A 26,966-nucleotide genomic window follows, 5' to 3' on the forward strand; every position below is an offset into this window, starting at 1 on the left:
TGATCAGTGCTGTTAAGCCGTTAATTTGGCGTTCACCGAGCACTGCTGGTCACAGGGGGCGGCCTTGACCGAGCATCCCGATGCCTATCCCTCTTTCCACCGTGTGGTCGGGATCGACCTCGGCACCAGTTCGTGTGCGGTCTCGGTCTGGGACGGCGCCAAGCCGTTCGTCATCCGTGGCCCCAGCGGCGCGACCACCATGCCCGCCTCGGTCGGCCAGGACAGAAACGGCCAGGTGGTGGCCGGGGCGCCCCCCGCCGGCGACCCCGAGAACGTGATCGCCGGCATCAAGCGCCGGCTCGGCAGCGGCGACCGGGTCCGGTTCCGCGGCCGGGCCTACCTGCCCCGCGACATCTGCGCCTACCTGCTGATCGAGCTCAAGCGCCAGGCCGAGGCATTCGTCGGCGAGCCCATCCACGACGCGGTGATCACCGTCTCGGCCGTGGCCGGCGAGGCGCAGCGGCGGGCCTTGCGCGAGGCGGCCGGGCTGGCTCAGCTCAACGTGCGCCGGCTGGTCGAGGACCCGGTGGCCGCGGCGATGGCGCTCGGCATGGACGCCCGGCCCGGCACGTACGCGATCTACGACCTCGGGGGCGGCACGTTCGACGCCTCGGTCGTGCGGGTCGGCGCGGACACGGTCGACGTCCTCGGCACGGCCGGCGACCAGCTGCTCGGCGGGGACGACTTCGACGAGCTGATCGTCGGCCACGTGCTGCGCCAGATCCGCGAACGGCATCACGTCGACCTCCGCCAGGACCCGGCCATCCGGCAGCGGGTGCGGTGGGAGGCCGAGATACGCAAGCGTGAGCTCTCGGACGCCGACACCACGACGCTCGAACTGCCGGCGCTGACCGCTACGGTCAGCGCCGGCGTGCCGCTCACCCGGCGGGCCTTCGAGGCGATGATCGAGCCGGACGTGCAGCGCTCGCTCGACCTGCTCAGCGAGGCCATCGCGGCCGCCCGCACCGTGCACGGCGTGGGCTGGGGCGACATCGACCAGGTGGTGCTGGCCGGCGGCTCGACCCGGATCCCGGCCATCCGCGAGCGGCTGGCGGCCTTTCTCGGCTGGGGCTCGGCCCGCATCCGCACCGACCTCGACCCGGACGAGATGGTGGCCCGCGGCGCCGGGCTGGTGGCACGCGACTACGAGCCGGCCTCGCTGTTCGAGGGCTCGCCGGTCGGGCTGTTCAGCGCCGGCCTGCGGTTGCGGTCCGAGATGGCGGTGCCCGAGGTCGGCCCCGACGCCGAGGAACCGGTCGAGACGCCGGACCCGCCCGGACCAGCCGGGCCGCCCGCCGAGACCCCGGCCGACTTCCGCCGGGTGGCCGAGGCGACGTACATGATTCTGCTGCAGGACGTCGATCTCGACGGGCTGGCCACGGCATACGGGGCTTTCATCACCGCCGTGCAGGCGGCCGCCCCGGACGCCCGCCTGGCCCAGCTGGGGCGGGCGCTGACCGCCGAGTACGAGCGGCACTGCGGATAATCTGGCCCGATGCTGATCAGTTGTGGCGCGCCCGTGGCCGGGGCGTGGGCCGACCCGGAGTCGCTGGGCGTCTTCGCACAGCGGGCCGAGCAACTCGGCTATCACGGGCTCTGGTCGTTCCAGCGGCTGCTGGCCGGCGCCGATCAGCAGCTGCCGCCGGTCTACCGCAGTGTGCTCGACCCGCTGCTCGCGCTGACCTTCGCCGCCGCGCGCACCAGCCGGGTCCGGCTCGGCGTCGCGGTGATCAACATTCCGTACGTCTCGCCGGCCTACCTGGCCAAGCAGGCCGCCACCCTCGACGTGCTGTCGGGTGGCCGCCTCGACCTCGGGCTCGGCACCGGCTGGTCGGCGCCCGAGTTCGCCGCCACCGGCTCCGACCCGCACCCGCGCGGCCGCCGGCTCGGCGAATACCTCGAGGTGCTGCGCACGCTCTGGAACGACCCGGTGGCCTCGTTCGAGGGGCAGCTCTACCGCGTGCCGCCGAGCACGATGGCGCCGCCGCCGGTGCAGCCGGGCGGCCCGCCGGTGCTGCTCGGCGGCACGGCAGACATCGCGCTGCGCCGGGCCGGGCGGCTGAGCGCGGGCTGGGTGAGCAGCAGCCGGCTCACCTTCGACGAGATCGCGCGGGGCGCCCAGATCGTGCGGCGGGCGGCCGAGGAGGCCGGCCGGGACCCGGATGCCGTGCGCATCGTGGTCCGCGCCGTCGTGCGGCCCGGCCGGCGGGACGACGCGGTGCCGCTCTCCGGCGACTGGGCACAGATCCGTGCCGGCGCCCAGCTGTACGCCGAAGCGGGCGTGACCGAGCTTTTCTACGATCTCAACTGGGACCCGTTGATCGGGAGCCCCGGGGCCGACCGCCGGGTGGCCCGCGAGCGCGCCGAGGAGATCCTCACCGTGCTCGCCCCGTCCGGCTAAGACCGACTTCGAAGTCCGGAAAGGGCCGCGAATGGCACCCCGATTCGTTATCGGAATGGCCGTCGTCTCCGTATGGCGACCTTTCCCGGGTCTACGCCGCGTAGCCCGGGCGACACGCCGAGACAGCACAGACCACCACGGAACCGCGTTCCGAAGGGCGGGATGGCCGTCGATACGACCCCGTGATGGCGCAGCCACCGAAGATCTTGCGCCATCGGGCGACCCTCGCCGTAGGAAACCACGGCCGCTCGCTGCCAAGATCGACACCCTCAGGAAACGGACTCGAAACAGCGGACGGCCCGGCGGCGAGGATGACTTCGACAACTTTGCGCAACAGTACGATTGCCCTCTGACTTTCCATAACGGACATTGGAGGCTAAGTTGATCACCGTTACGGGTGTTTTGTCCGCGGGAGTGGCGCTTCGCGCCCTCCCGCACCGAGGTCGGTTGTGACGTCCGTCATCCCACGCTTTCAGCGGGCTGTTATTCATTCGATGCGTCAACTCATTTCCTATGACCGAGATCCGGGCTACCTTTCCCAGCGCAGCATCCGAATACCTCTCACGCACGACGCATGTGAGGTGTGTCGTCCGATGGAGGTGACCGACGCTTGGAACCGCTGATCGAAGAGGCCGAGCTCTCCCGCAAGGGCGCGCCGACCGACCCGATTGGGGCGCCGACCGGCGAGTCCGTGAAGAAGGTGGACACCCGGCGGAAGTCGCCGACCCAGATCGCCCTCGCGCGCCTGCGCAAGGACAAGGTCGCGGTGATCTGCGGCAGCATCTTCCTCTTCTTCGTGCTGATCGCGATCTTCGCGCCGCTGCTGGCCAAGCTCGAGGGTCAAGACCCGACGACGCTCAACCAGGACCTGATCGACCAGTACGGCTTCCCGACCGTGCCGCCGAACAGCGAGCACTGGTTCGGCGTCGAGCCGCGACTGGGCCGCGACCTGTTCGCACGCTGGGTCTACGGCGCCCGCCCGTCCCTGATCGTCGCCGGCTCGGTCACCGTGATCACCACGATCATCGGCGTGATCGTCGGCCTCGTCGCCGGGTTCCTGGGCGGCTGGATCGACCGGATCCTGTCCTGGCTCATCGACTTCGTCCTGAGCCTGCCCTACCTGCTGTTCGCCATCGCCGTCCCGGCCGCGCTGCTGGCCGTGTTCGTCGGCAACACCGAGAACGCGGGCAACGACCAGGTCGCCCAGGTGCGCTTCTACGCGCTCATCATCGTGCTGTCCTTCTTCGGCTGGGCCAGCCTCGCACGACTGATCCGCGGCGAGGTGCTCGGCCTGCGCGAGCGGGAGTTCATCGCCGCGGCCAAGGTGCTCGGCGTGCCGACCCGCAAGGTGCTCTTCAAGGAGCTCCTGCCCAATCTGGTGGCGCCCATCGTCATCTCGGTCTCGATGGCGCTTCCGGCGTACATCGTCACCGAGGCGGGCCTGACCTACCTCGGCGTCGGGCTCACCGAGCCCACGCCGTCCTGGGGCCTGACCATCGCCGCCGCCCAGAACTGGTACCGGGCCGATCCGCTCTACCTGTGGATCCCGGTCGCCGCCATCACGATCCTCGTGCTCGCGCTGAGCCTGCTCGGCGACTCGATTCGTGACGCATTCGATCCCCGCACCCGACGGTGACGTGGTGACGCCCAGTATGAGAAGAGGAGAAATGGCAAGGCGATTTAACGTTGCCATTGCGGCCACCGCCGCCTTGGCGCTCGGTGTGACCGGCTGCAGCAGCCCGTCGTCGAACAACGACACGGAAGGCAGCGGCGACAGCAACAAGATCACGACTCAGGTCAACGCGACCGACCCCAACGCCAAGGGGCCGGCCAAGGAGATCGAGGGCGCCCGCCCGGGCGGCGTCCTCAACGTCGTGGCCCAGACGACGCCGAACACCTTCGACCCGACGGACATCTACTACGTCGACTCGAACGAGATCGGCAAGACGCTGTTCCGTACGCCGACCCAGTTCGACATCCGCGACGGCAAGGCTGTTCTCGTCCCGGACCTCACCGACCTGGGCACCCCGTCGGCTGACAACCTGACGTGGACCTTCAAGATGCAGCCGAACATCAAGTACGAGGACGGCACCCCGGTCAAGATCGAGGACCTCGCGTACGCGATCAAGCGGTCGTTCGCCCACGACGTCTTCGTCAACGGCCCGACGTACCAGCTGCAGTACTTCAAGGACGGCGACAAGTACAAGGGCCCGTACAAGGACGGCGACAACTACGCCGGCGTGGAGACCCAGGGCACCGACACCCTGATCATCCACCTGGCCAAGCAGTTCTCCGACCTGCCGTTCTACATGACCTTCCCGATGTTCACTCCGATCCCCAAGGAGAAGGACACCCGGCAGGACTACAAGAACAAGCCCCTGGCGACCGGCCCCTACAAGTTCAAGACCTACCAGGCCGGCACCTCGCTGGTGCTCGAGAAGAACACCAACTGGGACCCGAACACCGACCCGGTGCGTCACCAGTACCTGGACGGCTTCAACTTCCAGTGGGGCGGCGACGCCATCAAGTCGCAGCAGGCCGTGCTCAACAGCAACGGCCAGGACGCCAACTCGATCAACTACGACGAGCTCGACGCGTCGCTGATCCCGCAGCTCACCGGCGAGAAGCGTGAGCAGCTGGTCCAGGGCCAGAGCTCCTGCACCATCGTCTGGCAGCTGGACACCCGGAAGATCCCGCTGGAGGTCCGCAAGGCTGTCGCCAAGGCGTACCCGTACGACCAGCTCTACAAGGCGGCCGGCCTCAACGACTACGTCGCCGAAGCGGCCAGCACGGTCATGCCCCCCTCGGTCCAGGGTTACGAGAAGTACACCCCGGTCGCGGACCTGGCCGGTTCCGGCGCCGGTGACCCGGCGGCCGCGAAGGCGATGCTGGAGGCGGCCGGCAAGGCCGGCTTCGAGCTGAGCTACTACTTCGACAACACCAAGCCGCTCACCCAGCAGGTCAGCCAGATCCGGGCCGACGCGCTGACCAAGGCGGGCTTCAAGGTCAAGCCGATCGGTGTCTCCACCGCCGACCTGCGGAGCAAGAAGGGCGACTACGACGCCCCGGTCAACATGGGCCAGAGCCCGGCCGGCTGGTGCTCCGACTGGCCGACCGGTGGCTCCTGGTTCCCGGTGCTGTTCCAGACGCACAGCATCAGCGACGGCCAGAGCTGGGGCATGCTGAGCGACAAGGCGCTCGACGCCGAGATCGACAGCATCGCCAACCTGCCGGCGGAGGAGTCGACCGCCAAGTGGGCCGCGCTCGACAAGAAGGTCATGGAGCTGTACGTCGCGCTCCCGACCTACTACGACAAGCTCGCGGTCGTGAAGGGCACCAACGTCGGCACCACGGCCGGTGACCCGACCATGGGTATGCCGCTCTTCGTGAACATGTACCTGAAGAGCTGACGCTCCACCTGCTGTAACCCGGGGTGGTCCGGCCTGCCGCAGCGCAGGCCGGGCCACCCCGGGCGCAAGATAAAGACCTCCGGCGCCCGTGGTCACTCCACGCGCGTCCGATCGAACTCCGGGAAACCATCCCCGGCGCCGTGATGAAAGAGGAGCAAGCGGTGCTGCTGTACATCCTGAAACGCGTCCTGAGCGCGATCTCCGTCGTGATCGTGACGCTGGTGGCCAGCTTCGCGCTGTTCTTCTTCGCTCCGACCGACCCGGCCGGTGTCATCTGCGGCCCCCGCTGCACGCCCGAGCGGGTCGCCGACATCGAGGCCAGCCTCGGCCTCGACCAGCCCAAGATCGAGCAGATCGCCCTCTACATGAAGGGCATCGTCGTCGGGCGTGAATACTCGACCGGCGGCGTCGTCCGGCACTGCGACGCGCCGTGCCTCGGCTACTCGTACACGCTCGGTCAGCCGGTCACCAAGCTGATCGGCGCGGCCCTGCCCGTGACCATTTCCATCGTCATCGGCGGCGCCGTCGTCTACCTCATCGTCGGCATCCTGAGCGGCACGATCGCGGCCCAGGTGCGGGGAACGTCGCTCGACCGCTTCGTGGTCGGCACGACGCTGGTCGTCCAGGCCATCCCGTACTTCGTCTTCGCCCTGCTGGTCGCCCTCTATGCCACCTTCCTGCCCGACTCGGGTTATCACCCGTTCCTCGACAATCCCTTGGCCTGGGCCAGTGGTCTGCTCGCGGCCTGGTTGACGATCGGCGTGACGAACGCGGCGTCCTACACCCGATACTCGCGCGCCTCCATGATCGAGGCGCTCGGGCAGGACTTCGTCCGTACCGCCACCTCCAAAGGCATCAGCCGCCGGCGGGTCGTCTACCGCCACGGCCTGCGGGCGGGTCTCACCCCGGTCGTCACCATCTTCGGCATCGACCTCGCGTTCCAGCTCACCGGCGCGATCTTCACCGAGAGCATCTTCAACCTGCCCGGCCTCGGCCTGCTCACTCTGCGGGCTTTCGGACAGTACGACCTACCCGTGCTCATGGGCGGCGTGCTCATCGGGTCGGTGGTGCTTGTTGCTATGAACCTGGTTGTGGACATCGTCTATACGATCCTCGACCCGCGGGTCCGGCTCGGATGATCCCGGTCCGTACCCCGCTATCCACGTCCCGCAGCACGAAGGCGGCAGCATGAGCGACCAGACCACCGGAGTCCCGCAGACGGTGAGCCGCGCCCCCCGCGAGGCGGCGACCGGCGACGAGGCCTACCTCGAGGTCACCGACCTGCAGGTGCAGTTCCCGACGGCCGACGGCCTGGTGCGGGCGGTCCAAGGCCTGAGCTACTCGGTCCCGCTGCGCCGCACGCTGGCCATCGTCGGCGAGTCGGGCTCGGGCAAGAGCGTGTCCAGCATGGCCGTCCTGGGTCTGCACGACCGCCGGGTCGCCCGGATCACCGGCTCGATCAAGGTCGGCGGCCGCGAGATCGTCAACATGAGCGACAAGGACCTGGAGGGCTTCCGCGGCGGTGACGCCGCGATGATCTTCCAGGACCCGCAGTCGTCGCTGCACCCGTACTTCACGGTCGGCAACCAGATCATGGAGTCGTACCGGGCGCACAACAACGTGAGCAAGCGCGCCGCCAAGGCCCGCGCGATCGACATGCTGGGCCGGGTCGGCATCCCCAACCCGAGTCGCCGCGTCGACCAGTACCCGCACGAGTTCTCGGGCGGCATGCGGCAGCGCGCGATGATCGCGATGGCGCTGGTCAACGACCCCAAGCTGCTGATCGCCGACGAGCCCACCACGGCGCTCGACGTGACCGTGCAGGCCCAGATCCTCGACCTGATCGCCGACCTGCAGCGCGACTTCGGCTCCGCGGTGGTCTTCATCACCCACGACCTGGGTGTGGTGGCCGAGATCGCCGACGACATCCTGGTCATGTACGCGGGCACCGCGGTCGAGCACGGCCCGGTCAACAAGATTCTGGGCGAGCCCCTGCACCCGTACGCGTGGGGTCTGCTCGAAAGCATCCCGGCGCTGACCGGCGAACCGCAGCCGCTGCACCCGATCCCCGGCTCGCCGCCCAGCCTGCTGGCCGTGCCGTCCGGCTGCCCGTTCCACCCGCGCTGCGAGTTCAAGGATCGCGTGCCGGACGACCTCTGCGCCACCCTGCGGCCCGACCTGATCCCGCGGACGGCCGATCTGGGCCGCACCTCGCGGTGCCACTTGAAGGATCCCGACAGGATCTTCGAAACCGAAGTTCTGCCCCGGCTGCCGTAAGAGGGACCAAAACGATGACCGCTGCTGCCACCACCGCCAAGTCCGGCGTTCCGTCGGTGCCCGGGGCCCCGCTGCTCGAGCTCCAGAACGTCAAGATGCACTTCAAGGCCAAGGGCGAAGGCTTCCTGGCGCGCAAGACCCAGTGGGTGCAGGCCGTCGACGGGGTCGACCTGGCCGTGCAGCCGGGCGAGACGATCGGCCTCGTCGGCGAGTCCGGCTGTGGCAAGTCCACGACCGCGCGCCTGATCACCCGGCTGCTCGAGCCCACCGCCGGCGAGATCCGCTACCAGGGTGTCGACATCGCGCACATGTCCGAGCGCAAGCTGCGCCCGTACCGCCGCGAGATCCAGCTGATCTTCCAGGACCCGTACTCGTCGCTGAACCCGCGGCACACGGTCGGCACGATCGTGGGCACGGCGTTGCGCACGCACGGCATTGTGCCCAAGAGCGGCGAACTGTCCCGCGTGCAGGAGCTGCTTGAGGTCGTCGGCCTCAACCCCGAGCACTACAACCGCTACCCGCACGAGTTCTCCGGCGGCCAGCGGCAGCGCATCGGCATCGCCCGGGCGCTCGCGGCCCGCCCGAAGATCATCGTGGCCGACGAGCCGGTGTCCGCGCTCGACGTGTCGATCCAGGCCCAGGTCATGAACCTGCTCGAGAACCTGCGCAAGGAGTTCGGCATCGCGTTCGTGTTCATCGCGCACGACCTCGGCGTCGTCCGGCACTTCTGCGACCGGGTCGCCGTCATGTACCTCGGCCGCGTGGTCGAAGAGGGCCCGCGCGACGCCCTGTACGAGAAGCCGCAGCACCCGTACACACAGGCGCTGCTGTCGGCCGTGCCGGACATCGGCGTGGTCCGCGGCGTCCCGGCGAAGAACCGGATCCGCCTGGTCGGCGACGTGCCCAGCCCGGTCGACCCACCGTCCGGCTGCCGCTTCCGCACCCGCTGCTGGAAGGCCCAGGACGTCTGCGCGACCGACGACCCGGCGCTGATCGAGCGGGCCCCGGCCCAGCGCGTGGCCTGCCACTTCGCCGAGCCGCCGGCCGAGTCGATCCTCGCGGAGACGGCCTGACCTTGGTTCCGCCGCCCAGCCCTTCCGTCTATCGCACCAAGGCCCACCGGGTCCGGCAGCGCTCCCTGATCGCGCTGGCCGGGCTCGGCCTGGTGCTCGCCGGCTACGGCCTCGGCCGTTGGCAGGACACGCCGGCCCCGGCCGTGGCGTCCCCCGTCGCAGTGCCGTCGTCGCTGCCCCCGTCGTCGTCAGCCCCGTCCGCGCCGCCGACCAGCGAGGCGCCGACGCCCACGGTCTATCCGAGGCTGGAGGCCGAGGCGGCCGACCAGCTGACCGGCATCGAGGCCCAGCCGACCGAGGACGAGGGCGGCGGGCAGAACGTCGGCTGGATCGCCGACGGCGACCAGTTGCGCATCGACGGGGTCGACTTCGGCCCGGTGGCGGCCACGAAGCTCGACGTGCGGGTGGCGTCGGACGCCGAGGGCGGCCGGATGGAGATCCGGCTCGACGGCGCCGACCGGCCGGCCATCGGGACGCTGAACGTCACGCGCACGGGTGGGTGGCAGAAGTGGCGCACCGACCAGGTGGACATCGCGCCCACGACCGGCAAGCACACGGTCTTTCTGGTCTTCGTGCGTAACGACGGCAGCGAGTTCCTCAATCTCAACTGGCTGCAGTTGGTGCATTGAGAAAGCCGCACATCCAGGGGCTGGATGGGCGGCTTTTCTCTCTCAGGCGGCTACGGCCGCCAACTCGCTCGTTCGAGGCTCGTGGACGACCGGAATGTGCAAGGTGACCACTCCGTTGTCGCACAGGGCCTCGAGGCGGTCGGTGTCCAGCGACTCGGACTCGCTGAGATCGACCTCGCGGGTCGCCGGGCCCGCGATCGAGGCGGCGCTTCCGGCCGCACCCGCACGACGCTCCGCGCGGACGGTCAGGACGCCGTCGTCCACCGAGATGTCGATACCGGCCTTGTCGATTCCCGGCAGGTCGATGTCGACGTAGAAGGTCCCGTCGATCCGGTACGCGGCGAGCCGCGCCCCGGAGCTGCGGGTGCTGTCGAACACGCGGCAGGTGAGCTGGTCGAGCTCCCGAACCGTCGCGCCGTGAGGCGACATGGTGGTTCCTCCAGGCGGAGTTCTTCTCTGCTTCGGCCCGGACGGGGTAGGCCCGGGGCCGCTTCTGACCAACGGAGATTGTGGTCCCCGAATTCCCCGAGGTACATGACCGGCGTCACGATCCGGACGAATACTTCGTTACGATCTGTTGTCGTCGAGCCTGAAGTCGCCGAAGTCGAAGCCGGGGGCCACGACACAGCTGACCAGCACGTAGTCCGTGCTCGCGGGCTCCGCGGCCTGCCACACGCCGGCCGGGATCAGCACCTGCGGCTGGTGGCCGTCGCCCACACCGAGCGTGACGGTCTTCTCCTCGGCCGGGTGCTCACCGTCACCGCCGAAGCGCAGCGTCAGCGGGCCCCCGGCGTGCCAGAACCACAGCTCGTCCGACCGTACGACGTGCCAGGCCGACCGCTCGCCCGGGTGCAGCAGGAAGTAGATGCCGGTCGCGGCGGCGCGCGGACCGGCGTACCCGTCCGGTTGGAAGGTGTGTTCGGAGCGGAACGTCTCGCGGTACCAGCCGCCCTCGGGGTGGGGTTGCAGGTCGAACCGCTCGGCCAGGGGTGGTCTCGTCATGCCGATCATTCTGGTTTTCGAACAGGTGTTCTATAGTGTCGCCGTGGCCATCCTGCATGCCGACCTCGACGCCTTCTACGCGTCGGTCGAGCAGCGTGACGACCCCACCCTGCGCGGACGTCCGGTGCTGGTCGGCGGCGGGGTGGTGCTGGCCGCCAGCTACGAGGCCAAGGCCCGGGGCGTCCGCACTCCCATGGGCGTCAGCCAGGCCAAGGCGCTGTGCCCGTGGGCCGTCGTGGTGCCGCCCCGCATGAGGGCCTACACGACGGCCAGCAAGGCGGTCTTCGAGATCTTCCGCGACACCACCCCGCTGGTCGAGGGCATCTCCATCGACGAGGCGTTCCTCGACGTCAGCGGCCTGCTGCGAGTCAGCGGCACCCCGCGCGAGATAGCGGCCCGCCTGCGCGCCGAGGTGCGCACCCGGGTCGGCCTGCCCATCACGGTCGGCATAGCGGGCACGAAGTTCCTGGCCAAGGTGGCCAGCGCCGTCGGCAAGCCGGACGGCCTGCTCGAGGTGCCGGCCGGCCAGGAGTTGGCGTTCCTGCATCCGCTGCCGGTCGAGCGGCTCTGGGGTGTCGGCCCGGTCACGTCGGCCAAACTGCGCGAACACCGCATCACCACGGTGGCCGACGTGGCCCGCATCGGCGAGGCCGCCCTGGTCTCGATGCTGGGCCCCGGCGCGGGCCGCCACCTGCACGCGCTCTCGCAGAACCGAGACCCCCGGCGGGTGCGTGTGGGGCACCGGCGCGGCTCGATCGGCGCGCAGTGCGCCCTGGGCCGCCGGCCCCGCCCGTTCACCGAGGTCGAGGCCACGCTGGACGCGCTGGTCGACCGCGTGGCCCGCCGCATGCGCAGCGCCCACCGGGCCGGCCGCACGGTCACGGTGCGCCTGCGCTTCGACGACTTCGGCCGGGCGACCCGCTCGCGCTCGCTGCTCAAGGCGACCATGCAGACCCGGGCGATCGCCTCGACCGCGCGCGACCTGCTGCACGAGGCGCTGCCGCTGATCCAGGAGCGCGGGCTGACCCTGGTCGGCGTGGCCATGAGCAACCTGGACGGCGACGGCCACGTGCAGCCGTCGCTGTTCGACGAGGTGGGCGACGACCGTCTCGACGTGGCGATGGACGCGGTCCGCGACCGTTTCGGTTCGTCCTCGCTGAGCCGGGCCGCCACCATCGGCCGTGAACTGGGCCCGTCCGTCCCGATCCTCCCCGACTGAGGCCGTCGACGGGGTCGCCGGGGGTGTCGGGCACACTGGTGCGGGTGCGGAAGATCAGTCTGATCGGGATCGGCGCGGGCGACCCGGACCATCTCACCCTGCAAGCGGCCAAGGCCATCGGGCGTACCGATGTGTTCTTCCTGCTCGACAAGGGTGAGCTCAAACAGAGCATGATCGACCTGCGGGAGCGGATCATCCGCGGCTACTCCAAGCCGACCCGCCGCATGGTCACCGGCCGCGACCCCGACCGGGACCGCACCCCCGCGGACTACGAGGGCACGGTCGGGGACTGGCGGCGCCGCCGGGCCCTGGTCGTCGAGGAGCTGCTGGTCGAGCACCTGCGCGAGGGCGAGACCGGCTCCTTCCTGGTGTGGGGCGACCCTTCCCTGTACGACTCGTCGATGGCCATCCTTGACGAGGTGCTCGCCCGGGGGACCATCGAGTTCGAGTACGAGGTGATCCCCGGCATCAGCAGCGTGTCGGCGCTCGCCGCGAAACACCGGGTGCCGCTGAACCGAGTCGGCCGGCCGTACCAGGTGACGACCGGCCGCCGGCTGGCCGAGGGCTGGCCCGAGGGCGTCGACGACGTGGTCGTCATGCTCGACGCCCAGCAGGCCTTCACGGCATACCCCGACGTGGACATCTTCTGGGGCGCCTACGTGGGCACGCCCGACGAGATCCTCCGCTCCGGCCGCGTGTCCGAGGTCGCCGACGACATCGTCGAGACCCGCTCCGCCGCACGCGACCAGCACGGCTGGATCATGGACACGTACCTGTTGCGCCGCCCGTCGCAGTAGCAGCAGCGCGCTCCTCCGGCCGCCACTGCGGCGTGCTGCTTCCCGTCGCCGCTGCGGCTGCGGCGCGCTGCTCCGGCTGCCGCGTCGGCTACGGCGTCGTCGCCGGTTCTGCGACGACTTCCGCCCGCGGCGCCGGGGAGCGCTTCGCGGCCAGGGCGAACAGGGCCACGGCGGGCAGCACGAAGAGTCCCGCCACCGAGATGCCGGCGCCGATCGTGCGGCGCTGAGCCACGAAGCCGGCCGGCGGGCCACCCGCGACCTGACCGAGCGCGTCGGCCTGCGACACGATCGAGAAGATGGTCGCCCGGGATCCGGGAGCGGTCGCCGAGACCAGCCAGACGTTGAGCACCGGCTGGGCCGAGTCACGAATCAGGCGTACGCCCAGATAGAGCCCGACCGCCACCCACCAGTGACCGGCCCCGCCGAGGCCGATCATGCCGAGAGCCGTCAGCGCCTGAACGACGGCCAGCACGCGGCCGACACGCTGGGGGCGTACGGCGTCGATCCATCGGCCCGCCAGGCCGGTGACCACGATCGACCCCAGCGCGGCGATCATCGCGAGACCGCCGAAGACCAGCTCGACCGGGTGGCCGCCGAGGAACGGCAGCAGGAACGGCTGGCTCAGCCGGTCGAAGCCCTCGCTGCTCATGCCCGCGAAAAGAGCGGCGCCGAGGATGGCGGCGAGGACCGTGCTGTGCCGCACGGTTCGCACCCCGTCGACCACCTGACGGTGCATCGACCGCCACGAGCCGACCGGCGCCGGACGCCAGTTGTCCTCGGTCATGACAACCACCAGCAGTACGCCGAGACCCAGCGTGATGACCCCGCCGGCCACGATGGGCAGGGCCGGCGCGATCGCCGTGAGCCCGACGGCGGCGACGATGCCGAACAGCGAGCCCGCCTGCTGGGCCTGACCACCGCGTACGAACGCCTTGGTCACCCGGTCCGGGCCGATCTCGTCGGCGGCCCAGGCCTCCTCGGCACCGTCGACGCAGACCACGCCGATCGACCAGATCACGGTGCCGGCGAGAATCGCGGCATACACCGGGAACAGGCCCCAGACGATCAGCCCGGCCCCCATCAGCAGGTAGCCGACGATGACACTGAGCCGGCGGCTGTACCGGTCGGCGATCACCCCCGTCGGCACCTGCGCGACGAAGCACACGGCTTCCATGAGCGTGCCGACGAGGACGAGCTGAAGCGGCGACAGCCCGACGACGGTCGCCTGATAGACGAGATTGAGAGTGAAGGCGGTGGTCGACGCGAACGAGCCGACACCACAGACAAGCAGATAAAGACGATACGAGGACATGCGCGCTTACTCCGGGATCGAAGGTCGTCCCGGTGCCGGGGTGGTTCGCTGCTGCTAGAGGGTCATCAGCCCGCAGACGCCGACGGGCACCGGACAAACGAGGCGATGCCACACGCAGTTGTCATGCCGCCATGCTTGAGCCTGAAAGCCGCCCCGTCAACCGGTTTGCCGCGCCTTCCAGCACTCCCGATACACGCAAGCTTCTTCCTAAGCGGGAGCTGCCACGGTGAAGTCAGGAGATCGGCGGCGTCAGGTGAACCCGCTGTCTGCACCTTGAGCTGCTCAAACACGTGGTACCCGCTTCTTCCTCGAAGATGGCATCATCTTCCTAAGTCGTGTCTGTTGCTTCCTGGCTTAGGAAGATGGAGAGCATGGGGACGGCCGCAGTTCGAGCCGCCGGGCAGCGCGGCGCGGAACGAAGCGTGCCGGGCGGCCACCGTGTCCAGGTCGGTGACCAGGTACGGGGTGGGCATGTCGACGATCCCGCCGAGCGTCGCGGGGGCGAGCGGGGTGGGCCACGAGGTCACGCGGGGATCTCCAGCCGGGGGTCGGCGCCTTCGAGGAACAGCCGGCCGGCTTCGGCGGCCGGGACGGGACGGGAGAAGTAGTAGCCCTGGGCGAAGTGGCAGCCCATGTCGCGGAGCGCGGCGAGCTGCCCGAACTCCTCGATGCCTTCGGCCACGGTGGCCATGCCGAGGCTCTTGCCGAGCTGCACGATGGTGTCGGCCAGCGCGGTGTCGTCGGTCAGGGCGCCCAGCCGCTCGACGAACGAGCGGTCGATCTTGAGCGTGTCGACCGGGAAACGCCGCAGGTAGGCCAGCGACGAGTAGCCGGTGCCGAAGTCGTCGATGGCCAGCGTGACGCCGAGCGCCTTGAGCCGGACGAGCTGCTCGAGGTTGTCGTCGGTGTCGGTCATCAGCACGCTCTCGGTCATCTCGAGGCACAGCTGGTCGGCCGGCATGCCGGTCTCGGCGAGGATCTCGGCGACCACGTCGACCAGGTCCTCGCGGTCGAACTGGCGGACCGAGACGTTGACGGCCATCTTGACCGGGCGTCCGTCGCCCGCGTTGCTCCACTCGACGGCCTGGCGGCACGCCTCGCGCAGCACCCAGCGGCCGAGCGGGACGATGAGCCCGGTGGCCTCGGCGATCGGGATGAACTCGGCCGGCGGGATCAGGCCGCGCGTCGGGTGCATCCACCGGGCCAGCGCCTCGAAGCCGATGACCTCGCTGCTGCCCAGGTCGACGGTCGGCTGGTAGTGCAGCTTCAGCTGGTCGCGTTCGAGGGCCACCCGCAGGTCGGCCTCCAGCTCGAGCCGGGCCACCAGGCCCGACAGCATCTCGGGGTCGTAGCTGGCGTAGCCGCTGCCGCCGGCCGACTTGGCCTTGTACATGGCCAGGTCGGCGTTGCGCATGAGCTGCTCGGCGCCGTCGGCCTCGCCGTCGGCGAGCATGCCGGCCGCGGCCAGGCCGATGCTGGCCTGCACGTGGATGTCGCGGCTGTCGCTGGCGAACGGCTCCTCGAGGACGTCGATGATGCGCTGCGCGACCTGCTCGGCGTCATCGCCGCCGCGGTCCGACTCGATGAGCACGGCGAATTCGTCGCCGCCGAAGCGCGCCACGATGTCGCCCTCGCGCACCGAGGCCCGCAGCCGGTCCGCCACCTGCACGAGCAGCTGGTCGCCGGCCAGGTGGCCGAGGCTGTCGTTGACCTCCTTGAAGCCGTCGAGGTCGAGGAAGAGCACGGTGACCTCACCGGCGTCCGGGCGGTTGCGCAGCGCGTCGCCGACCCGCTCGCGGAACAGCGCGCGGTTCGCGAGCTGGGTCAGCGCGTCGTGGTACGCCTCGTGGACCAGCTGGTCCTGCAGCTCCTTGCGCTCGCTGATGTCGCGGGTGTTGAGCACCAGGCCGGCCACGCTGGGGTCGCTGAGCAGGTTGGTGATGGTCATCTCGGCCTGCCGGCGCCGGCCGTCGCGGTGCTGGACGGTCAGCTCCAGCACGGTCGTCGCGTACGGCCGGCCCGCGACCTGCCGCAGCGCCTGGGCCAGCCGGAGGCCGGACTCGGGGTCGAGCAGCTTGGTGAGGCGGCGGCCGTGCAGGAAACGGGCCGGGTAGCCGAAGACCCGCTGCACCGACTCGCTCTGGTAGAGCAGGTCGGCCTCGGGGCTGACCACGGTGACCACGTCGGAGCTGTGCTGCACCAGCGCCTTGAAGCGCTGCTCGCTGGCGAAGAGCTCGGCCGTGCGGGCGGCGACGCGGGCTTCGAGCGTACGGGTGAGGTTGCGGTTCTCGCGCAGCGTGAGCAGCTGGCGGCCGACGATCAGCAGGATCAGGATCGACCGGGTGTAGGCCACGAAACCGTTGCTGTGCCCCGTCGTCGCGTACCAGACGACCGAGGTGAACAGGGCCGCGAGCACCGCCACGTACGGCAGCAGGATGCCGACCGGCTGCCCGCTGTCCGCCTCGGTGGACTCGTCGTTGCGGCGGACCGGCATCAGCGCGGCCACCAGGATCAGCGAGAACCCGGTGAACCAGCCGACGTCGGTGACGCCGCCGGGGCTGTAGCTGCCGAGCAGGTTGAGGTAGGCGTACCCGATGTCGGAGACCACGAACGCCGCGATGCCGGCGCCGACCAGCGCGAGCTCGTTGAAGGCGCGGCCGCCGCGGCGCTGCTGGGCCAGCATGTAGAGCACCATCGTCACGATCACCACGTCGCCCAGCGGATAGGCGAGGCTGACGTAGAGGGCGAGCGGGCCGCTCTGGCCGGCGTCGAGCAGCGGCTGCACCACGAAGATCCAGGCCATCAGCACGAGCGAGGCGGCGACCATGAGGCCGTCGAGGACACTGCGCACCCGGCCGGCCAGGGCCTGGGTGCGGCTCGGGAGCACCAGCAGGCCGATCGGGGTGAGCAGGACCATGCCGAGGTAGCCGAGATCGGCCTGGGACGGCAGTTGCACCTCGCGGCCCAGGACGGTCTGGGTCCAGCAGGCCGCGGCCTGGCCGAGGCTCCAGCTCAGCACGCCCAGGCCGACGAGGGCCCAGCCCCAGCGCATGCGCCCGGTGAACAGCCGGGCCCGCCACAGGCACCCCACGGCCGCGGCGATCGCGGCGAAGCACAGACCGAAGTTGGAGACGAGCAGACCGAAGCCGGCGCCGCCGGCTCCCGTGCTCAGGACGAGCGCGAACGCCACGACGAAGAACCCGACCACGGCGCAGAGCGCGTACCACCCGGCCGGTGGCCGGTTCCCGGTCCGTGCTGAGGTGCTGGCTGCCATCAGACGTGTCTCCGGTCCACCGAGAAGCCACCCCGAGGTGGGCGGTCGTAGCGCCTAGATCGGGAACGCAGGGGCGACCTTGAGCAGTTCTCGAAGGCAAATCCGGAGCTAAGGCATTGACGTACGTAACTTCCTGGTGACAACGTTGTCACGGGAGGTTCATCCATGCACTTGCTGCTCAGCGCCGTTCTCGTCGCCGGTCTGGCCGCCGCGCCCGCCACCGCTTCCACCGCCGCGCCCGCCGCCGCTGCTTCAGCGGCCGCCGCCGAGGCGCCGGTGGATCTCGTCCGCAACTTCGTCGGCACCCAGAACTTCGGCAACACCTTCCCCGGGGCCGGCGCGCCCTTCGGCATGGTGCAGGTCAGCCCCGACACCGGCGGCCAGGGCGGGTACGACTACAAGCAGTCGACGATCTACGGCTTCAGCCAGACGCACCTGTCCGGCGTGGGCTGCGGTGTCGCCGGCGAGCTCCCGATCATGCCGACCACCGGCGCGATCACCAGCGTCGACCCGAACATCTACCGGTCGGCGTACAGCCACGACGACGAGCAGGCGTCGCCCGGCTATTACCGGGTGGGGCTCCCGACGTACGGCGTGCGGGCCGAACTCACCGCGACCGAGCGCACCGGCTGGCAGCGCCACACGTTCCCGGCCACCCGGGCGGCCAACATCCTGTTCAACACGGGCAAGGCCAACCAGTCCGTGTTCGACTCCGAGATCCACGTGGTGGGGGACCGGACGATCGAGGGACGGGTCGAGGCGGGCAACTTCTGCGCCGGCAAGGACGCCCACACCGTCTGGTTCACGGCCTCGTTCGACCGGCCGTTCGCCGCGTTCGGCACCTGGCGGGGCTCGACCCGCTCCGACGGCAGCCGGGACGCGGCCGGACCGGGCTCGAACGGCGCGTACGTCACGTTCGACGCCTCGGCCGACCGGGACGTCGTGGTGAAGGTGGGACTGTCGTACACGGGACTGCCGGGCGCACGGGCCAACCTCGCCGCCGAGACCAGCGGCTACGACTTCGACGCGACCCGGGCGGCGTTGCGCGCCACGTGGGTGACGGCGCTCGACAAGGTCAAGATCGGCGGCGGTACGCAGGAGAGGCGCGCGGCGTTCTACACGGCGCTCTACCATTCGCTGCTGCACCCCAACCTGGCCGGGGACGTCGACGGCTCGTACGTCGGCTTCGACCGCGCCGTGCACAAGGCGGTGGGCTACACGCCGTACCAGAATTTCTCGCTCTGGGACACCTACCGCCCGCAGAACCAGTTGCTCGAACTGCTCACTCCGGACGTCGCTCGCGACGTGGCGCTCAGCGTGCTGGCGATCGGCCGCGACGGCGGCTGGCTGCCCCGCTGGGCGCTCGTCAACAGCGAAACCAACATCATGACCGGCGACCCGGTGACGCCGTTCCTCGTCGAGGCCTGGTCCAAGGGACTGCTGGCGGGGCATGAGGCTGAGGCCTACACGCTGCTGCGAGCCAATGCGCTGAGCGAGCCGCCGGCTGGGTCGCCCTACAACGGGCGTACGGGGATCCGGTACTACAGCGACCGCGGCTACATCCCGTCCGGGCTGCGGCTCGGTTCGGACTGCGTGCACAAGGGCGGCGACAACGACTGCGTGCACCCGGCGTCGGCCACGCTCGAATACGCGGCCGCCGACGCCTCGCTCGCCCTGATGGCGGCCGGACTCGGCCGGACCGCCGACGCGCAACTCTTCGCCGGCCGCGGCCAGTGGTACCGCAACCTCTGGGACTCCTCGGCCAAGCAGTTCCGGCCGCGCACGGTCGAAGGCACGTGGCTCACCCCGTACGACCCGGTGGCGGCGTCCCAGCAGTTCCACGAGGGCGGCGCCTACCAGTACCAATGGCTGGTGCCGCAGGACCCGGCCGGGCTGGTGCGACTGATGGGCGGCCGCGGGGGAGCCGAGCGCCGCCTGGACGACTTCTTCGCGTACGCGAAACTGCTGAACGACCCGGCCGGAACCGCGCGCACCGAGTGGATCGCCAGCCCCTACGACTACTACGCCAAGGCCACCTACAACCCGAACAACGAGCCCGACCTGCTCGCGCCGTACATGTACCACTGGGCCGGCGCCCCCGCCAAGACGGCCACGGTCGTCCGGGCCGCGATGACGCTGTTCACCAGCGGTCCCGACGGCATGACCGGCAACGACGACCTGGGCACGATGAGCGCCTGGTACGTCTTCTCGTCGCTGGGCCTCTATCCCACGATGAGCGGGGCGAACTTCCTGGCCGTCTCGAGCCCCCAGTTCGCCTCGGCCACGCTGGCCCTGAAGGGCGGCCCGCTGACGATCACCGCCCCCGGCGCTTCCGACCAGAACCGCTACATCCAACGGGCCCAGGTCAACGGGGCCGAACTGACCAGGAACTGGGTGCCGTGGTCAGCGATCGGCGCGGGCGGCACGATCGCCCACACGCTGGGCTCAGCCCCGTCCTCCTGGGGAACGTCCGCCGACGCCGAGCCGCCGTCGGTCAACCAGGCCGCCCCCGACAACCGCACCCGGCTCGACGCCACCCTCCGCCCGCCGACCGCGGCCCTGCCTCCCGGCGGCTCCGCCAACTTCACTGTCGACCTGGTAGGCCAGGCGCCGACGTCGCTGACACCGCGGGTATCGGCCGCTGCCCCCGCCGGTTGGACGGCGACGGTTCGCCAGCCCGGCACGCTGACGTCACAGAACATGCCAGTTTCCGGCACAGCGACGGTCACGGTGACCGCCCCCACGGGCGCCGCCGTGGGCACCTACCCCCTCGCGGTCACGGTGACCGGGGCCGGGGCTACCCTGCAGAAGTCGGCCGGCCTGGTAGTGACAACGCCCGTCGGCTGCGCCGCATCGTCAGCAGCCGGCCAGTGCGCGGTCACCCTGGCGTCCGCCCGCTCCCGCGACGGCACGGCAACGGTGGCCGCCCCCGCCCAGGGCAACTTCGACGGCAGCGGCTGGAGCTACGACGCCGCCCTGCTGCCCCCGGCTGGTCCCGTGACGTGGTCCGGCGTGACCTACGACGCCCCCGACCCCACTGGCACGGCACCCAATTTTGTGCCCGCGACCGGGCAGACCCTGTTGCTGGCGCCTGCCACCCGAACCGCGGCGAACCTCGTGCTCACGAGCCACAACGGTCCCGTGGGAACCTCGGTCACCGTCGGCTACACGGACGGCACGTACGCGTCGACGCCACTGACCGTCGCCGACTGGTGCGGCGGCACGGCGGCCCCGGGCACCACGGCCGTCCTCTCGATGCCCCACCGCATCAAGGCCGGTCAAGGGGTCGACGGCCCGCCGGTGGCCCTCTTCGGGGCCCGGATTCCGTTGAGCGCCGGTAAGCAGATTCGCTCGATCACTCTGCCCGCCGATCCCCGGGTCTACGTCTATGCCGTGACTCTGACCTAAGGGCCCGACGAACTGTTACTCGGTCGGCCCATCGGGCGGATCCGGCTCCGGACGCCAGATCGCAGCATCGAACCGACCAAGTTGTTCTCATCGAGCCCTGAGCGTGATTCTGATAGCCCCGGCGGCGTCGCGTGGGCGCCGTGCGGCCCCGCGCAATTTCGAGGGGCGGCGGCCTTGGTCCGCGGGCGCGGTCTGACCCGCTGATGGGGTGCAGTCTTGGGCGCTGCGCGAGGTCGGCATGGGGGTTACACGTCGCGGCCCTGCCAAGTCGTCACGCAGGCCTCGTTGCCTTCGGGGTCGGCCAGCACCCAGAACGACGGGGCCCGGACGTCGGACAGCACCCGGCCGCCCGCGGCGAGAGCGGCCTCGATGCGGTGAGGGGCCTCGTCGTGCGGCACCGAGATGTCGAAGTGCAGGCGGTTCCGCTGGGGGCGAGGTTCGTCCATCTGCTGGAACCAGAGGGCCGGGCCCTGGCCGAGAGGGTCGACCAGCGGGCCGTCGGCGTCGGCGCCCGGCTCGTCGGCGTAGCCCAGCACTGCCTGCCAGAAGGGGCGGACCGACGCGATGTCGAGCGCGTCGACGGCGATCTCGAGCTGCTGAACGGACCTCTGGCCGGCGCCCGGCTCGGTCTTCAGCCCGGCCGCCGTGATCGCCCGGGCAAGCTCGGCGTCTCGCCCGGTCACCGCTCCGATCGCGAGCGTCTGCACCGTGAGCACGACCCGGTCAGCCCGGACATCGGCCCGCAGATGCCCATCGGCGTGTCCGCCACAGGCCGCCACCGCCCGGGAGGCCACCTCGACCGACTCGGCCAGCGAACTCACCCCGACCGAGCTGTGCAAAGCCCCTAGCACCAGCCGCCACCCGTGGCCGTCAACCGCATCCGACGCCGCCTGGCGGCTCAGCCTCTTTTCCATGCCGAGATCCTCGCAGGCCCCTACGACAATTTTCCGCTGCCGCTGCCGCTGCCGCTGCCGCTGCCGCTGCCGCTGCCGCTGCCGCTGCCTGCCGCCCGCTGCCGCTGGAGAGGACAGTAGCGGCCGGTCAGAGGTCGGTGGCCTTGTCCCAGCGTTCCAGGTCGCGCAGCCACGCGTTCGCGTTGCCGTCCGACGGGGCGCGCCAATCCCCCCGCGGGGAGAGGGAACCGCCCGCTGCGACCTTGGGGCCGTTGGGCATGGCGGAGCGCTTGAACTGGGCGAAGGCGAAGAAGCGGCGGCAGAACTGTTCGAGCCAGTGGCGGATCTCGGGCAGGTCGTAGGACACCCGCTTCGGTGCGGGGAAGTTGGGTGGCCAGGCGCCCGTGCTGGCGTCGTGCCAGGCGTGCCAGGCCAGGAAGCCGATTCTGGAGGGGCGCATGCCGTAGCGGAGGATGTGGAAGAGCGCGAAGTCGTGCAGGGCGTACGGGCCGATCGTGCTTTCCGTTGACTGCAGTTCGGCTCCGGGCACCAGTTCGGGGCTGATCTCGGTGTCGAGCACCGCCGTGAGCACCTCGCCCACCTCGGCGTCGAAGATCCTCTCGCTGACCACCCAGCGGATCAGGTGTTGGATCAGCGTTTTCGGCACGCCGCCGTTGACGTTGTAGTGGCTCATCTGGTCACCTACGCCGTAGGTGCACCAGCCCAGCGCCAGCTCGGACAGGTCACCGGTGCCCAGCACGATGCCGCCGCGCTGGTTGGCCAGGCGGAACAGATAGTCGGTGCGCAGCCCGGCCTGCACGTTCTCGAAAGTGACGTCGTAGACGGGTTCGCCCGACGCGAACGGATGGCCCATCTCGGTGAGCATCAGCTTCGCCGTCGACGTGATGTCCAGTTCGGCCGCCGTCACTCCGAGGGCCCGCATCAGGCGGAGCGCATTGTCCTTCGTACCGGAGCTGGTGGCGAAGCCCGGCATGGTGAAACCCAGGATGTCGCTGCGCGGGCGCCCGGCCCGATCCATCGCCCGCGCCGCCACGATCAGCGCGTGCGTCGAGTCGAGACCGCCGGAGACGCCGATGACCACCTTGGGGTTGCCGATCGCCGCGAGCCGCTGCTGCAGGCCGGCGACCTGGATGTTGTACGCCTCGTAGCAGTCCAGCGCGAGCCGTTGCACGTCCGCGGGCACGAACGGGAAGCGCTCGATGCGACGCCGCAGGCCGAGGTCCGCTGTCGGCGGGTCCAGCTCGAACCGTACGGGCCGGAATTGAGAAGTCCGGTCGGCGTGGGTGCGCCGGTTGTCGTCGAAGCTGCCCATCCGCAGCCGCTCCTGGCGGAGCAGGTCGAGGTCGACGTCGGCCACCGAGGCCAGGTCGTCGAGGGGGAACCGCTCCGATTCGGCCAGCAGCACGCCGTTCTCGAAGATCATCGTCTGCCCGTCCCAGGACAGGTCGGTGCTCGATTCGCCCAGGCCGGCGGCGGCGTAGACGTACGCGGCCAGGCAGCGCGACGACGCCGACTTGCACAGCAGCTTGCGGTCCTCGGCCCGGCCGACGGTGATCGGGCTGCCCGAGAGGTTGAGCAGCACGGTCGCCCCGGCCAGCGCCGCTTCGGCGCTCGGCGGGATCGGGACCCACATGTCCTCGCAGATCTCGACGTGCACCACCAGGCCGGGCACGTCCGCGGCCTCGAACAGCAGGTCCGTGCCGAAGGGAACCTGCTGCCCGTCGAGGGTGAAGCTGCCACCGCGCTCGTCGTCGCCCGCCGCGATCTGCCGCTTCTCGTAGAACTCGCGGTAGTTGGGCAGGTACGACTTCGGGGCGATGCCGAGAATCCGGCCGCGGTGCACGACGACCGCGCAGTTGTAGATCCGGTTGCGGTGCTGTAGCGGGGCCCCGACGACGAGCACCGGCAGCAGCTCGGCCGACCCGGCGACGACCGTGCGCAGCCCGGCCAGCACGTCGTCGAGCAGCGCGTCCTGCATGAGCAGGTCTTCGATCGAATAGCCGCTGAGCCCCAGCTCGGGGAAGAGCGCGACGGCCACGCCCTGGTCCGAGCATTCGCGGGCCGTACGCAGGATCGCCTCGGCGTTGGCGGCGGGGTCGGCGATGGCGGCGTGGTTGGTGCACGCGGCGACCCGGGCGAACCCGTGCTGGTAGAGAGATCGGAAGTTCACCGCCCCATTCTCCGGTACGGGCCGCGCAAATTCCTCCGGTCAGAGCAGGGGCGAGTCGACCTTGTCGCAGCGCGGCAGCGACCAGGCGAACCAGGGGCCACGACGGTCGCCACCGAGCCATCCGGTCAGCTTCGCAGCAACGCGGCCATTTCGGGAAGCTCGAAGAACTCGGCTGTGGCGACCGCGGACGGGGTGCCGGCGTCGGGATCGGCGCCGGCGGCGAGCAGGGTCGTCACCGTCTCGGCGCTCTGCCGGAAGACCGCGGCCGACAGGGCGGTCTGGCCCCGGTCGTTGACCCGGTCGGGGTCGGCGCCCCGCTCCAGCAGGGCGGCCACCGTGCCGGGATGCTCGTGGTAGGCGGCGAGGATGAGCAGGGTGTCACCCTTGTCGTTGGTGAGGTTGGGCGGCAGGCCCGCGGTCACGTTGGCCGCGAGCTCCTCGGTGGCGCCGGCGCGGGCCAGGTCGAACATTCGATGGGCGTACGCGATCGTCTCTTCATCCAGCTCAGCCACAGGCGCACTTTATCGGCCGCGCCTCAGGCGGGCAGGTCGAGACCGACGTGCAGCCAGCGGGCCAGGTCCTGGATCTCGTGGCGGACCTCGGCCTCGACGGCGGGCGGCGCCGGCTGGTCGAAGTGGATCGCGTCGACCCGCAGGACGCCCTGCTTGCGGTCGGTGGTGGCGTCGAGCTTGCCGATCAGGCGGTCGCCGCTGAGGATCGGCAGGGCGAAGTAGCCCCAGCGGCGCTGGGCGGCCGGCTTGTACATCTCGAGGTTGTAGTCGTACTCGAAGAGGTCGGCCATCCGCTTGCGGTCGAAGATCAACCGGTCGAGCGGGGACAACAACGCCGTACGCCCCTCGAACCCGCCGGAGAGAAAGGCCGGGTCGACCTTCCAGCGGCCGCGCACGCCCTCGATCACGGCCGGCTCACCGGCCTCGCTCTTCCGGACGATTCCCAGCGACCGCAGCAGCCGCTCGGCCCGGATCCTGGTGGCCTCGGGGCCGGGCACCATCTCGTCGGGGTAGACGCGGCGGGCCAGGTCGAACAGGCGCTCCCGGCCGTCGCGGTCGGCCACCGCGACCTCGCCCCGCACGATCAGGCATTCGAGCATCATGCTGACGTTGCGGTTGTTGCTCCAGCCCGACGAGCCCCACGGCACCTGCGCCGTGTCCGGGATGGACGTCTGCGGCACCGGGCCGTCGACGTCCAGGATGTCGAGGATGTCGAGCCGGAACCTGTCGTTCGCGTCCACCCAGTGCTGCGCGCCGGGGTGGCCGAACTGCGAGTCGGGCGCCGCGTGGGCGGCCATGTCGGCGCGGAAGAGCGGAATGTCCTCCATCGGGCGGATCAGGCCCCGCAACTCGACGTACGTGCGGTCGGCGAGGCCCTCGGCCAGCTCCGACATCCGGTAACCCGGGCCGAGCCGGCTCCACGCCACGAGGTCGGCGCTGGGGGCGACCGCGGCGGTCTGGTCGTACTGCAGGAACGTCAGCCGGCTGATCACGTCGTACAGGTCGGCCGGGCGGCGCGCGTCGAGCAGTTGGGCACGCACCGCGATGCGGCGCGCCTCCTGACGGCTCAGCTCGACCATCCACCAGACCCTAGATGAGCTACCGCCGGCCGAGCAGCTCCCACCTCGGCCGGGCCGGCCGGGCCGTCCGTCCAGTGCTCGCTTGACGGTATATATCGTCGCCCGTACTGTCGTCGCCATGCAGGAACCCACCTTTCTGATCCTCGCCGCGCTGGCCGAGCAGCCGTTGCACGGCTACGGGGTCATCCAGGCGGTCGCCGGGCTGTCCGGCGGCGACGTGAAACTGCGGGCGGGCACGCTCTACGGCGCGCTCGACCGGCTCGACGAGCGGGGCCTCATCGAGGTCGACCGCGAAGAGGCCGTCGACGGCCGGCTGCGGCGCTACTACCGGCTCACCGACAGTGGCGCGGGGGCGCTTTCGGCCGAGATCCAGCGGCTGCGCCGCAACGCCACCGCGGCCGAGCAGCAGTTGCGCCGCCGCCCGCAGGTGTCGTTCGGCGGGGGTGCCGCGTGACGCTCGAACGCCGCTACCACCGTCTGCTGCTGGCCTACCCCGGTCCCTACCGGCGTGGCCACGGCACCGAGATCGTCACCACGCTGCTCGAGATGGCGCCACCGGGCCAGACCCGGCCCAGCGCGTCCGACGTCTGGCACCTGTTCCGCAGCGGGCTGCGACAGCGTTTCCGGCTGCCGTCCGGGCGCCCGCTCGTGTGGGTCGCCGCCGTGCTGATCACCGTGGTCACGGGGGCCTTCGGTGCGGCCGCGGGTTCCTGGGTGGCCGAGCAGACGTTCACCGACCTGCCGGGCGACGCCGGGATCGAGGCCCTGACCCGGCACGCGGCGGGCGGTGGCGGCGGCGAGTTCGGCATGGACCGCTCGGCCTCGCCCTGGTGGACGACCCTGGCGACCGGCGGGGTCGACGCGCCGAGCTTCACGCCCGAGGCCGCCCAGGCCCGGCTGACGGCCGACGGCTGGTCGGTGACCGCGATCCGCAACGTGCCCATGTCGTCGTTCACCGAAGACCCGGTCACCGGGGCCACGATCGAGCTGTCCGCGTCGGGCAGTGTCTTCGAGGCCACCCGCGACGGGCTGACCATGCAGGTCAGCGGCCACGTCACACCCGAGCACGGCACCATCAGCGCCGAGTTCTGGCCGGCCGACACCGGCGCGATGCGCCCGCTGATGCTCGCCGGGGCCGCGCTGGGGCTGATCGCCGGCTGGCTGCTGACGGCGTCCGGGGCCTACCGGATGCGCGCGCTGTCGCCGGGCCGCCGCCGGTCCGTTGCCGTCCTGACCGGGCTGGCGCTGGTCACCCTGGCCCTGCCCGCGCTGGCGCTGTGGGTGAACGTGGGGCGGGTGCTCAGGCCCACCGATCGGTTGGTGTGGACCGTGCACAGCGCTTTCCACCCCGGCCCGTACTGGTCCTACGGTCCGAAGTGGATGGTGCTCGAGCTCGCGGTGGTCGGTCTCGTCCTGGCCGCCGGCGCCTGGGTGCTGCTACTCAGGCGGCACCCCGCCCCGGCCCCGGTGACCGCATAGGGTTACCCGC

The 26,966-nt window shown here is 70.5% G+C and carries 21 protein-coding genes; 13 read left to right on the plus strand and 8 right to left on the minus strand.

Annotated features, from left to right (window positions below; genetic code table 11):
* Window positions 1-64 precede the first annotated feature (64 nt).
* From LXN57_RS12485 to LXN57_RS12520, 8 genes are all read left to right on the plus strand, one after another.
* Complete coding sequence (locus LXN57_RS12485) at window positions 65-1,486, plus strand: Hsp70 family protein (RefSeq protein ID WP_251798218.1); 1,422 nt, start codon at window positions 65-67, stop codon at window positions 1,484-1,486.
* Window positions 1,487-1,495: 9 nt separating this feature from the next.
* Window positions 1,496-2,401: a TIGR03619 family F420-dependent LLM class oxidoreductase gene (locus LXN57_RS12490; RefSeq protein WP_251798219.1), complete on the plus strand. Its 906-nt coding sequence runs from the start codon at window positions 1,496-1,498 to the stop codon at window positions 2,399-2,401.
* A 610-nt stretch (window positions 2,402-3,011) separates the two neighbouring features.
* Window positions 3,012-4,037 carry an ABC transporter permease gene (locus tag LXN57_RS12495; RefSeq protein ID WP_251798220.1) on the plus strand — a complete coding sequence of 342 codons (1,026 nt, stop codon included), beginning with the start codon at window positions 3,012-3,014 and terminating at the stop codon, window positions 4,035-4,037.
* Between the two features lie 31 nt (window positions 4,038-4,068).
* The gene (locus LXN57_RS12500; protein ID WP_251798221.1) at window positions 4,069-5,811 is read left to right on the plus strand and encodes an ABC transporter substrate-binding protein; all 1,743 of its coding nucleotides are present in this window, start codon (window positions 4,069-4,071) and stop codon (window positions 5,809-5,811) included.
* 161 nt (window positions 5,812-5,972) lie between these two features.
* Window positions 5,973-6,950, plus strand: coding sequence for an ABC transporter permease (locus LXN57_RS12505; RefSeq protein ID WP_251798222.1), 978 nt, complete (start codon window positions 5,973-5,975; stop codon window positions 6,948-6,950).
* A gap of 49 nt (window positions 6,951-6,999) precedes the next feature.
* Window positions 7,000-8,088 (plus strand): ABC transporter ATP-binding protein, encoded by a 1,089-nt coding sequence (locus LXN57_RS12510; RefSeq protein ID WP_251798223.1) that lies wholly within the window; start codon window positions 7,000-7,002, stop codon window positions 8,086-8,088.
* Window positions 8,089-8,102: 14 nt separating this feature from the next.
* Window positions 8,103-9,161: an ABC transporter ATP-binding protein gene (locus tag LXN57_RS12515; RefSeq protein ID WP_251798224.1), complete on the plus strand. Its 1,059-nt coding sequence runs from the start codon at window positions 8,103-8,105 to the stop codon at window positions 9,159-9,161.
* A gap of 2 nt (window positions 9,162-9,163) precedes the next feature.
* Window positions 9,164-9,790, plus strand: a complete 627-nt coding sequence (locus LXN57_RS12520; protein ID WP_251798225.1) for a carbohydrate-binding protein — start codon at window positions 9,164-9,166, stop codon at window positions 9,788-9,790.
* 42 nt (window positions 9,791-9,832) lie between these two features.
* Here the strand turns inward: LXN57_RS12520 and LXN57_RS12525 are convergent, their stop codons facing one another.
* Together LXN57_RS12525 and LXN57_RS12530 are read right to left on the minus strand one after the other, a co-directional pair.
* Window positions 9,833-10,219: an Hsp20/alpha crystallin family protein gene (locus LXN57_RS12525; RefSeq protein WP_251798226.1), complete on the minus strand. Its 387-nt coding sequence runs from the start codon at window positions 10,217-10,219 to the stop codon at window positions 9,833-9,835.
* A gap of 138 nt (window positions 10,220-10,357) precedes the next feature.
* Window positions 10,358-10,801, minus strand: a complete 444-nt coding sequence (locus tag LXN57_RS12530; protein ID WP_438872866.1) for a cupin domain-containing protein — start codon at window positions 10,799-10,801, stop codon at window positions 10,358-10,360.
* Here LXN57_RS12530 and dinB point away from each other — a divergent pair.
* Together dinB and cobF are read left to right on the plus strand one after the other, a co-directional pair.
* Window positions 10,791-12,011, plus strand: a complete 1,221-nt coding sequence (dinB, locus tag LXN57_RS12535) for a DNA polymerase IV (protein WP_251798228.1) — start codon at window positions 10,791-10,793, stop codon at window positions 12,009-12,011. The two genes, LXN57_RS12530 and dinB, sit on opposite strands and share 11 nt — an antisense overlap.
* 44 nt (window positions 12,012-12,055) lie before the next feature.
* On the plus strand, window positions 12,056-12,808 hold the full coding sequence (gene cobF, locus LXN57_RS12540) for a precorrin-6A synthase (deacetylating) (RefSeq protein ID WP_251798229.1): 753 nt from the start codon (window positions 12,056-12,058) through the stop codon (window positions 12,806-12,808).
* 88 nt (window positions 12,809-12,896) lie between these two features.
* Here cobF and LXN57_RS12545 read toward each other — a convergent pair whose 3' ends face one another.
* Both LXN57_RS12545 and LXN57_RS12550 read right to left on the minus strand, forming a co-directional pair.
* Entirely contained in the window at window positions 12,897-14,120 is a 1,224-nt protein-coding gene (locus LXN57_RS12545; protein WP_251798230.1) for an MFS transporter, read from the minus strand.
* 523 nt (window positions 14,121-14,643) lie between these two features.
* Complete coding sequence (locus tag LXN57_RS12550) at window positions 14,644-17,394, minus strand: putative bifunctional diguanylate cyclase/phosphodiesterase (protein WP_251798231.1); 2,751 nt, start codon at window positions 17,392-17,394, stop codon at window positions 14,644-14,646.
* A 165-nt stretch (window positions 17,395-17,559) separates the two neighbouring features.
* Between LXN57_RS12550 and LXN57_RS12555 the strand changes: the two genes are divergently transcribed.
* The gene (locus LXN57_RS12555) at window positions 17,560-20,802 is read left to right on the plus strand and encodes a GH92 family glycosyl hydrolase (RefSeq protein WP_251798232.1); all 3,243 of its coding nucleotides are present in this window, start codon (window positions 17,560-17,562) and stop codon (window positions 20,800-20,802) included.
* Between the two features lie 245 nt (window positions 20,803-21,047).
* Here the strand turns inward: LXN57_RS12555 and LXN57_RS12560 are convergent, their stop codons facing one another.
* The 4 genes from LXN57_RS12560 to LXN57_RS12575 all read right to left on the minus strand — a co-directional run bounded on the left by LXN57_RS12560 (window position 21,048) and on the right by LXN57_RS12575 (window position 25,477).
* The gene (locus LXN57_RS12560; protein WP_251798233.1) at window positions 21,048-21,716 is read right to left on the minus strand and encodes a 4a-hydroxytetrahydrobiopterin dehydratase family protein; all 669 of its coding nucleotides are present in this window, start codon (window positions 21,714-21,716) and stop codon (window positions 21,048-21,050) included.
* A gap of 127 nt (window positions 21,717-21,843) precedes the next feature.
* A complete protein-coding gene (locus LXN57_RS12565) occupies window positions 21,844-23,886 on the minus strand; it encodes an NAD(+) synthase (protein ID WP_251798234.1) in 2,043 nt (680 codons plus the stop codon).
* A 125-nt stretch (window positions 23,887-24,011) separates the two neighbouring features.
* Entirely contained in the window at window positions 24,012-24,356 is a 345-nt protein-coding gene (locus LXN57_RS12570) for an ankyrin repeat domain-containing protein (RefSeq protein WP_308206614.1), read from the minus strand.
* Window positions 24,357-24,421: 65 nt separating this feature from the next.
* Entirely contained in the window at window positions 24,422-25,477 is a 1,056-nt protein-coding gene (locus LXN57_RS12575; RefSeq protein WP_251798236.1) for a DNA glycosylase AlkZ-like family protein, read from the minus strand.
* 118 nt (window positions 25,478-25,595) lie between these two features.
* Here LXN57_RS12575 and LXN57_RS12580 point away from each other — a divergent pair, with 118 nt between their 5' ends.
* Window positions 25,596-25,931 carry a PadR family transcriptional regulator gene (locus tag LXN57_RS12580; RefSeq protein WP_251798237.1) on the plus strand — a complete coding sequence of 112 codons (336 nt, stop codon included), beginning with the start codon at window positions 25,596-25,598 and terminating at the stop codon, window positions 25,929-25,931.
* A complete protein-coding gene (locus LXN57_RS12585; RefSeq protein ID WP_251798238.1) occupies window positions 25,928-26,956 on the plus strand; it encodes a hypothetical protein in 1,029 nt (342 codons plus the stop codon). The genes LXN57_RS12580 and LXN57_RS12585 overlap by 4 nt, the downstream gene beginning before the upstream one ends.
* The last annotated feature ends 10 nt before the right edge of the window (window positions 26,957-26,966 follow it).

This window comes from Paractinoplanes hotanensis (assembly GCF_023717965.1).
Lineage (GTDB): Bacteria > Actinomycetota > Actinomycetes > Mycobacteriales > Micromonosporaceae > Actinoplanes > Actinoplanes polyasparticus.

Bases quoted from the DNA above. Each gene is read 5' to 3' on its own strand.
- LXN57_RS12550 (WP_251798231.1), bottom strand. From the start codon at position 17,394: ATGGCAGCCAGCACCTCAGCACGGACCGGGAACCGGCCACCGGCCGGG.
- LXN57_RS12510 (WP_251798223.1), top strand. From the start codon at position 7,000: ATGAGCGACCAGACCACCGGAGTCCCGCAGACGGTGAGCCGCGCCCCC.
- LXN57_RS12560 (WP_251798233.1), bottom strand. From the start codon at position 21,716: ATGGAAAAGAGGCTGAGCCGCCAGGCGGCGTCGGATGCGGTTGACGGC.
- LXN57_RS12525 (WP_251798226.1), bottom strand. From the start codon at position 10,219: ATGTCGCCTCACGGCGCGACGGTTCGGGAGCTCGACCAGCTCACCTGC.
- LXN57_RS12545 (WP_251798230.1), bottom strand. From the start codon at position 14,120: ATGTCCTCGTATCGTCTTTATCTGCTTGTCTGTGGTGTCGGCTCGTTC.
- LXN57_RS12575 (WP_251798236.1), bottom strand. From the start codon at position 25,477: ATGGTCGAGCTGAGCCGTCAGGAGGCGCGCCGCATCGCGGTGCGTGCC.
- LXN57_RS12500 (WP_251798221.1), top strand. From the start codon at position 4,069: ATGGCAAGGCGATTTAACGTTGCCATTGCGGCCACCGCCGCCTTGGCG.
- dinB (WP_251798228.1), top strand. From the start codon at position 10,791: ATGCCGATCATTCTGGTTTTCGAACAGGTGTTCTATAGTGTCGCCGTG.
- LXN57_RS12570 (WP_308206614.1), bottom strand. From the start codon at position 24,356: ATGTTCGACCTGGCCCGCGCCGGCGCCACCGAGGAGCTCGCGGCCAAC.
- LXN57_RS12580 (WP_251798237.1), top strand. From the start codon at position 25,596: ATGCAGGAACCCACCTTTCTGATCCTCGCCGCGCTGGCCGAGCAGCCG.
- LXN57_RS12515 (WP_251798224.1), top strand. From the start codon at position 8,103: ATGACCGCTGCTGCCACCACCGCCAAGTCCGGCGTTCCGTCGGTGCCC.
- LXN57_RS12490 (WP_251798219.1), top strand. From the start codon at position 1,496: ATGCTGATCAGTTGTGGCGCGCCCGTGGCCGGGGCGTGGGCCGACCCG.
- LXN57_RS12555 (WP_251798232.1), top strand. From the start codon at position 17,560: ATGCACTTGCTGCTCAGCGCCGTTCTCGTCGCCGGTCTGGCCGCCGCG.
- LXN57_RS12530 (WP_438872866.1), bottom strand. From the start codon at position 10,801: ATGATCGGCATGACGAGACCACCCCTGGCCGAGCGGTTCGACCTGCAA.